Source organism: Pseudomonadota bacterium, assembly GCA_022361155.1.
Lineage (GTDB): Bacteria > Myxococcota_A > Polyangia > Polyangiales > JAKSBK01 > JAKSBK01.
Genome location: JAKSBK010000498.1, coordinates 1 through 7,038 on the forward strand (window position 1 = coordinate 1; position 7,038 = coordinate 7,038).

Below are 7,038 nucleotides of genomic sequence, written 5' to 3' on the forward strand. Positions count from 1 at the left end.
CATACCGTCGGGCAGATGCTCCTGAACGGCGTCGACCAGGCTGACCAACTTCTCCGGCCTGCTTTGACGCAAGCTCTCGCTGCCAGCAAGGTCGCGACCGCGTCCAGGGAGCAGCCGGTTCGCCTACGGGTTGGTGGGCTGTCCCCCAGCTGGAAACTCGCCGGCCCCGCTGCCGTTCGAATAGCGGAAGCCGTCGTCGACCGCTTCGACCGAGTAGAACAGCGAATAGATGTCATTTCCGACCGCCCCACCTGGCCGCACGGCGATGCTCAGCCAGAAGAGCTGGTTCGGCGTGCATTTCACATCGAGCGGCGCATTGGCGGTCGTGCCACCGCCTAGTGGAGTCACGTCCACCCGCTTGGTCACAAGAGCGGGGCCGGTCTCAGGCGGGTTCCTGACCGAGCATCGGACGCCGGGGTCGGACCAGCAGTAGTCGAGCACGTACCTGCTGAGATTCTCTCTAGCCTCGGTGCGCAGCGCCACGCGGGCCCGCAGGTAGTCCTTGTTGGTCGGGGTGTTCGGGCATCGTGCCTGAATGAAGAAGTGATCCTGATCGTTCGAGGGTACCAGACGGCCGGTCACTCTCCGTGTGTCTGCCGAGAGCGGCAGCCCGCGCCCGGGGAACGCATTGGGGTAGTCCCCGCGTTCGTCGTTGCCCGGCGGGGGCAGCGAAGGCGGGTCGGGGGGGTTGTTGAGATCGCAGGACCCAACGCGACGATTCCGGTACTTCCACCATGCTGCAATGTACCTGTTCATGATACCGGCGGGTGTCCCACCCCGAAGGTTCGTGTTTCGGATCAGCTCGTCTACACGCGCGGTCATGCGGCAGGGGGCACCGGGGTCGGGGCGCCACTGTGGCAGGCTCCCACCGAAGGGATCGTGAATTGGGCGGCCGTGCACTATCACGTAGATCGGGCTCGTCTGCACGTGTGGTGTGCGCACGGTCACCCACCCGCTCGGCATATCCTCGAGCATGGCTTGCCACGTAATATTCACTGACCCTGGCCCCCCCTGCTGCTCGACCCAAATCTTCCCGTTCCACAGGACCTGAACCGGCCCAGCCTCCAGCAGATTCGCGGTTACCTCGAAAGTGTGCACGTCTTCGTCGTCACCGACCGAGTACGTGTCGCCTATTACGGCCGAGCCGCTTGGCGAGGCGCGAAGGCATAGACGGTACGCTCGCCGTTCACGCATGCGATGATGAACGAGTACGGAAACGTGTGGAGTCGAAGCGCGCGAACCTCGAACTCAGGCGGGTAGGCATCCAGCGGTGCTGCGGCCTGCGGGAACGTGGAGGCTCGCTCGAGGAGCTCCTCGACTTCGCCCTCAAGCTTGGCTCCGTAGCCAGGTCGCTCGCGTTCGTGGTAGACGATCGCGTCGACGAGCTCTGCTCGCGCAGCTGGATGAAACCGCACGGTGGCCATCAGCCGTCGAGGGCGTCACGAATGTGCTGCTTGACCTCGGACCAAGGCTCCGTCTTCACGTCGCCGCGACGAACCTCGTCGATGCGCTCGAGAACTGTGGCACGCCACGCCTCTTCGACGCCCTCGGTCGACTCGCTGGACACGCTCTCCATCAGGGCGCGAGCAAGACGACGCCGGTCTTCTTCCGGAAGCGCAAGGGCGTCTTCTAGGAGCTTCTTTGCAGCTGCGGTCACGGGGTACATTGTAGGCGGGTCATGGTCTGCCCGCCAGCTCTCCGAAGCGGCGGCAGAGACCCGAAGCGAGTCGGCTACCGCCGGCGCCCGGATCCGGGCACGTCCGCCGGGCCCGAGCACGAGGCCCCCCGCCCGGGCCCCTTGCACTTGCTGGGTTCGCCAAGGGTATCGATTTAGATACCGAAGGCGCCGGCCTAAGCGGTTGGACAGCCAAACCCAGGCCTACCGTTTTCGCAGCAATATTGCATAAATAGCACATGGAGCCATGGAGCCGTGCGGCGCTGTAGGCCGTTGGCCGTGCCGCACGACTGCAAACCGCCCCCCGCCGTGGTTGCCGGGACCCGAATTCGACCCTCCAGTCCCGAGTAGCTGGAGCCCACAGCAGCCTGACCCGGCGCGCGGTGCTATCAAGACTCGCCGGGACCTGCCCCTTCGGTGTGCAACCTCGCGGGAGGAAGATGCTGCCATGACGAATCGTGTTCACTGCCCACCAACCTTCCTGGCGGTCGCGTCCGTCGTTGCGTGGCTTGCAGGCTGCGATGGCACCAACCGAGCGCCCGGGAGTCCTGTCGCAGGTCAACCGGTTGCCGGTGGGGGCCAGGTGCCGACGGCGGGCACGGGTACCCAGCCGCCGACCCCGCCTGGATGCAGCAGCAATGGCGACTGCACGGCCGGTATGATCTGTCACGGCCAGCGTAAGCTGTGTGAGCAGCCTTGTGCGGGTGCGCCCTGTCTCAACCAGGCGGCGGTTTGCGGCCAGGATGGCGTGACCTACCAGTGTCAAGAGGAAGCATGGTGCCGCGGCACGGTCGTGATGCACCCGGGAAGCTGTGCGACCGGAGCCGCGGGTATGGGCGCCACAGCAGGTGCGGGCAGCGTTTCGGGTATGGGCGGCGTCGCGGGTATGGGCAGCACTGCGGGTATGGGCGGCGCTTCAGGCATGGGCGCGCCAACACCAACGTGCTCCATGGTTTTTCCGCCAAGCAATTGCGTCAAGTTCTGTCCGCACGGCTTTGTTAGAGGGCCGATGGGCTGCATCCTGTGCGAGTGCGCCTCGCTTTGCGCGCAACCATGCGCCCCCGGACAAATATGCAACCCGGGCACGCACCAATGCCAGCTGCCTTGCGGCACCGTGCCTTGCCCTCAACCCGATATGGTGTGTGGACGCGACGGCAAGACCTATTGGTGCGGTCGCACGCATGCCGAGTGCAATGGGGTGATCGTGAGCCACGGCGGCGAGTGCCCCGGCGACCCTGCCCCCAGTTGCTTCGACGGGCAGGTGAACGGCTTCGAGACGAGCAAGGATTGCGGCGGACCGTGGTGCGAGGTCTGCGATCACGGTCAGGGCTGCAAGGCCCCCACAGATTGTCGCAGTGGACTGTGCGCGGGTGCCCTGTGTCAGGCCCCGGCGCACTGCAGCGATGGAGTCCTGAGCCCGGGCGAATTGCTACCCGACTGCGGCGGGCCCTGCCTTGCCTGCCTTGGCGGCAGCTTCGTGGACGGCTTCGACGCGCCGACCGCCAGCGGCTGGAGCACCTGGGACGGCACGTGGACCGTCACACCCACCGGACAATACTCGGTGGACAACGGCCCCGCGCGCAAGTCGCTGGTGGCAGACCGCAAGTTCGCTGACTTCACGCTGCAGGCGACGGTCACGATCACCGTCGGTGGTGTCGCTGGGGTGCTGTACCGTGTCAGCCGGCCCGGCCCGGGTCAGAACAACCTCTCGGGCTACTTTTTCTTCCTCAATCTGGGGAACCAGATCGCCGCCCTCGGCCGCCACAACCGCGGCTGGACCGACGTGGCTTCGGCCCCTGCGATCGTGGTGGCAGGCCAGCCCCATCGGCTCAGGGCCGTCGTGACGGGTGCAAGGCACCAGCTGTACGTGGACGACGTGCTGGTGCTCGATCAGGTCGATGCTACGTTCCCGGAGCCCGGCTTGATCGGCGTGAGAGCCGATCGCGCAGCCGCGTTCTGGGATGACGTGAGCGTTCGCTAGGCGTCGTTTGCTCGGGCGCCTTCTTGTCGATGCCGCGCTGCGCGTGGCCGTGCCGCGGCAGGCGAAAACCCGGATCGGGCTTCCGGCCGCGGGCACCAGTGCTAGCGCGACGGGATCTGGATCCGAAATAGCTGTTGGCCCATCAGGACCATGCTGCCGTGCTCGACCGTCGCCCTTTCGCTTACGCGCAAGAACGTGCCGTTGGAGCTGTTCATGTCCGCGAGCTTGACGCTGCCTTCATCCCCGTACACGCGACAGTGCAGGCCCGATACGTACCCGTCCTCGGGAAACAATACGTCGCCGCGCTCGCGACCCAAATGCACGCCGTGGGGACCGATAGGGAACGCGTTGCCCGTAACGTTCCTCCCTACGATCAAGCTGATACGGCCGATGTAACCCGGATCGGGGGCGCCCAACAGTTCAACTCCATCGGCACCTTGTTGTGGTTGCATGAGCTCGAACTTGAGCACTTCCTGTCCAATGCGAAACACCGAACCGTGCTCGAGCGCCACGGGCTGCTGCGGCGTCAGGCGCAGGTACACGCCGTTTAGGCTGCCCTCATCGCGCAATACCAATCCTGCATCTTCGAACGAAAAGGTAGCGTGAACGGGAGACAGGTACGAATCGAGAGCGAACGGCTCACCGGCGTCTCGACCCACTTGGGTCGTGGCATCGGACAGGGGAAAACGCCCTCCGGCGGAGCCGTCTGGGTTGATCAGCGTCAGAAGACCGCGAGGCTGGGGTCCTGATTCGAGCTCGGCGGCTGCCGGGGGTGCTTCGAGCGCGGTGGCGGGGGCGGAACCAGCGCTCATGGAGTGACCACACGTGCCACAGAACTTGAAGTCCCCCGGTACCGCCGAACCGCAGTTCGGACAGGTAGCGGCAGCAGCGGTGCTGGGCCGGGGCGCCTCCTCGGGCGGCTCGCCGACGGCGCGGTCGTCCGCACCGGGCCCCGTCGCACCGGAGCGCGCCTGCGCGGTCTCGCCCGGCTGCTCGGTGGACTCGCTTTGCCTGGCCCCGGAGCCCGTTGCCGGGCCGGGCAGATCGCTCTTGGCTGCTGCGCTACCCTTTGCGAGGGGGGACACGGCTGCAGCCTCTTGGGCAACGGGCCCTGCCGAGTCCACCACCAGCTGCGCCCCGGTGTACGGTCGGAAATCGCCCGGCGTCTTTTCTGCGCCCCGCGGCAGCTCCGAGCCGCAGCCCAGGCAGAACTTGTAGTGAGGCTGATTCTGCTTGCCGCAGCGCGGGCAGACGGTCACGGCCACCTCCGTCTAGGGAGTGTCTTCAAAATCGGACCGAGAGCCCGAGGATGATCGGAATCATGGGGTTTTTCGCCGTGACGAGGCAATGTGGTGCATCGTTGAGGAGCGGCGGGAGACCCCACGATTTCGAGGGCCTCGGGATCGACGGGAGTATTTTGAAGACACTCCCTAGTACCTCGCCGCAGGATTCCTGATCGTCTGGCCCCAGCCCTGGCGCCCGCCGGCGGACGCGCAACACCGCCAGCGAGCGTCAGAGCCAGCGGGAATCCATCACGATCCCTGGCAAGCGGTACTTGGTGTCTGAGGGTGGTAAGCATCCAGAAGAATCTGAAGGGCCCGCAGAGCATAGTGGTCGGCCGAGCTGAGGGTCAAGCGACGTATGCCTCGCACGCCGGCTGCCCTGGCTGATGCGGGGCTGGCCCCTGCCCGGCCCGCGATCCACCGGAGCCGCTGTTGCCACTACAAGGTAACTGCTCACGGGGTGACCACGCTTGCACGCCGGCCTCCCAGGCGGTTTTCTGGGCGGCTTTCGTCCTCGGCCTTGCCCTGCGCTGCAGCTGATTCCAACCGCAGCCGGGCAGTACTCCTCGGGCGATTCCTGGGGGCGCGCTCGCCCAGAAAACCGCCTCAAAAACCCGACTGACTGGGGCCCGAACAGTTACACTACAAGAACCTGCGCAGGGCGTAGAAGAGCTCCTGCAGAGCCCGGTCGCCAAACGGACGCGCACGCCAGGCCGCCAGCGTCACGGCGCGCGAGACTTCGATGTCCCGCTCCAGGCGACGCCGCAGTGCAGCGGCGGCAGCGCGATCCTCGATGGCTACGTTGACCTCGAGGCTGAAGCGCCACGAGCGATGATCGAAATTGAAGGTCCCGGTCGTACACCAGCGGTCGTCGATGGTTGCCGACTTGGCATGCAACACGCTTCCGGTGAATTCGTAGACTTCGATCCTTCGCTTCAGCAGCGTCCCATAAAGCCGCTTGCTGGCGTGTTGGACCGCCGCCACATCGCTGCGTCCCGGCACGAGCACGCGCACCCGCACGCCTCGACGCGCCGCTCGTCCAAGCGCACGGCGTACCGCCTTATCAGGAATGAAGTAGCTATTGGCTAGGGTGATGCAGCTCTTGGCAGCGCGGATTTGGCGCAGGTAGGCTCGACGGATCAACCAGCGCTCGTGCACGAAATCGTTGGAGAGCACGCGAACGGGCGACTTCGTGCGAGAGTGCGCAGCCGGCGCATCAGCCGGTGCAAGTCCGCCGGTCATCGACCAGGTGCGGTAAAAAAGCGCGCGCAGCTCTTGTGCGGCCGGGCCTTGCACACGAACCATGTCGTCGCGGAACCCCTTTCCTCCTTCGGCTACGGGGGCCCATTCGTCGGCCAGATTCAGCCCGCCTGTGAGCGCGACGCGGTTGTCGATCACGAGGATCTTGCGGTGATCGCGGAAATAGACGCGATCGAGCATGAAGCGCTTCCGCCACGGCGCGATGGGGTGAAACTCCCGCACCTGGCAGCCGGCCTCACGCATCCGATCGAACACGGAGGCGCTGCTGTCGTAGCTACCAACGGCATCGTAGAGCACGTTGACCCGGAGTCCCTCCCTGGCTTTCGCAGCCAGCGCTTGTGCGAAGCGAAACCCTGTGCTGTCGGAGCCAAACCAGTACATCTCGAGCAGAATCTCTTGCCGCGCAGCTTCGATCTCGGAGAGCATGGCGGGAAAGCACCGCGCTCCATCGTGCAGGAACGTTATCCGGTGGCCCGCCACCCAGTGGTCGCAAGCGTCGGACGGCAGCGGCATGGTCTCGGCTGAGGTCTGTAGGTTCATCCGTTCACCGGCTCGCCCGCATCGATCACCAACTTCGAGGCGCGATGGAGCGGCCGGAGGCTGGCGACCGATGCGGGCTAGCTAGTGCCCGTTCCAAAACTCACTCCCGTCGCCTGGCTTGCGGCGCGGGGCCGTCTGCCGCGTCGTCTCACGCTCGACCCTGCTCGATTCCAACCGCATGCGCTGCATTTCCTCGGTTCGCCGACACGCCATCCGACCCCGCGGCGCTGCGCCATCCTCGGTCCGGAGTTTCGGGACGGGCACTAGCTATAGCACCTTGACGCACGCCCGGGTGTCCG

General features: G+C 65.7%; 6 protein-coding genes. 1 reads left to right on the forward strand and 5 read right to left on the reverse strand.

What is annotated here, in order from left to right:
• Positions 1–123: 123 nt before the first annotated feature.
• From MJD61_18635 to MJD61_18645, 3 genes are read right to left on the reverse strand one after another with little or no spacing between them, the layout of a single operon-like run.
• Entirely contained in the window at positions 124–1,194 is a 1,071-nt protein-coding gene (locus tag MJD61_18635; GenBank protein ID MCG8557281.1) for a hypothetical protein, read from the reverse strand.
• A complete protein-coding gene (locus MJD61_18640) occupies positions 1,134–1,424 on the reverse strand; it encodes a hypothetical protein (protein MCG8557282.1) in 291 nt (96 codons plus the stop codon). The genes MJD61_18635 and MJD61_18640 overlap by 61 nt, the downstream gene beginning before the upstream one ends.
• Positions 1,424–1,657, reverse strand: coding sequence for an addiction module protein (locus tag MJD61_18645; GenBank protein MCG8557283.1), 234 nt, complete (start codon positions 1,655–1,657; stop codon positions 1,424–1,426). Before MJD61_18645 ends, MJD61_18640 begins: the two co-directional genes overlap by 1 nt.
• A 466-nt stretch (positions 1,658–2,123) precedes the next feature.
• Here MJD61_18645 and MJD61_18650 point away from each other — a divergent pair, with 466 nt between their 5' ends.
• Entirely contained in the window at positions 2,124–3,656 is a 1,533-nt protein-coding gene (locus tag MJD61_18650; GenBank protein MCG8557284.1) for a DUF1080 domain-containing protein, read from the forward strand.
• A gap of 101 nt (positions 3,657–3,757) precedes the next feature.
• On the opposite strand, the gene MJD61_18655 is transcribed toward MJD61_18650, so the two are convergent.
• Positions 3,758–4,915 carry an FHA domain-containing protein gene (locus MJD61_18655; GenBank protein MCG8557285.1) on the reverse strand — a complete coding sequence of 386 codons (1,158 nt, stop codon included), beginning with the start codon at positions 4,913–4,915 and terminating at the stop codon, positions 3,758–3,760.
• 666 nt (positions 4,916–5,581) lie between these two features.
• A complete protein-coding gene (locus MJD61_18660; protein MCG8557286.1) occupies positions 5,582–6,739 on the reverse strand; it encodes a phosphatidylserine/phosphatidylglycerophosphate/cardiolipin synthase family protein in 1,158 nt (385 codons plus the stop codon).
• Positions 6,740–7,038 lie beyond the last annotated feature (299 nt).

What these genes read in the sequence shown, in the direction of transcription:
- MJD61_18635 (MCG8557281.1), bottom strand. Translation starts at nt 1,194, where the DNA reads ATGCGTGAACGGCGAGCGTACCGTCTATGCCTTCGCGCCTCGCCAAGC.
- MJD61_18640 (MCG8557282.1), bottom strand. Translation starts at nt 1,424, where the DNA reads ATGGCCACCGTGCGGTTTCATCCAGCTGCGCGAGCAGAGCTCGTCGAC.
- MJD61_18650 (MCG8557284.1), top strand. Translation starts at nt 2,124, where the DNA reads ATGACGAATCGTGTTCACTGCCCACCAACCTTCCTGGCGGTCGCGTCC.
- MJD61_18660 (MCG8557286.1), bottom strand. Translation starts at nt 6,739, where the DNA reads ATGAACCTACAGACCTCAGCCGAGACCATGCCGCTGCCGTCCGACGCT.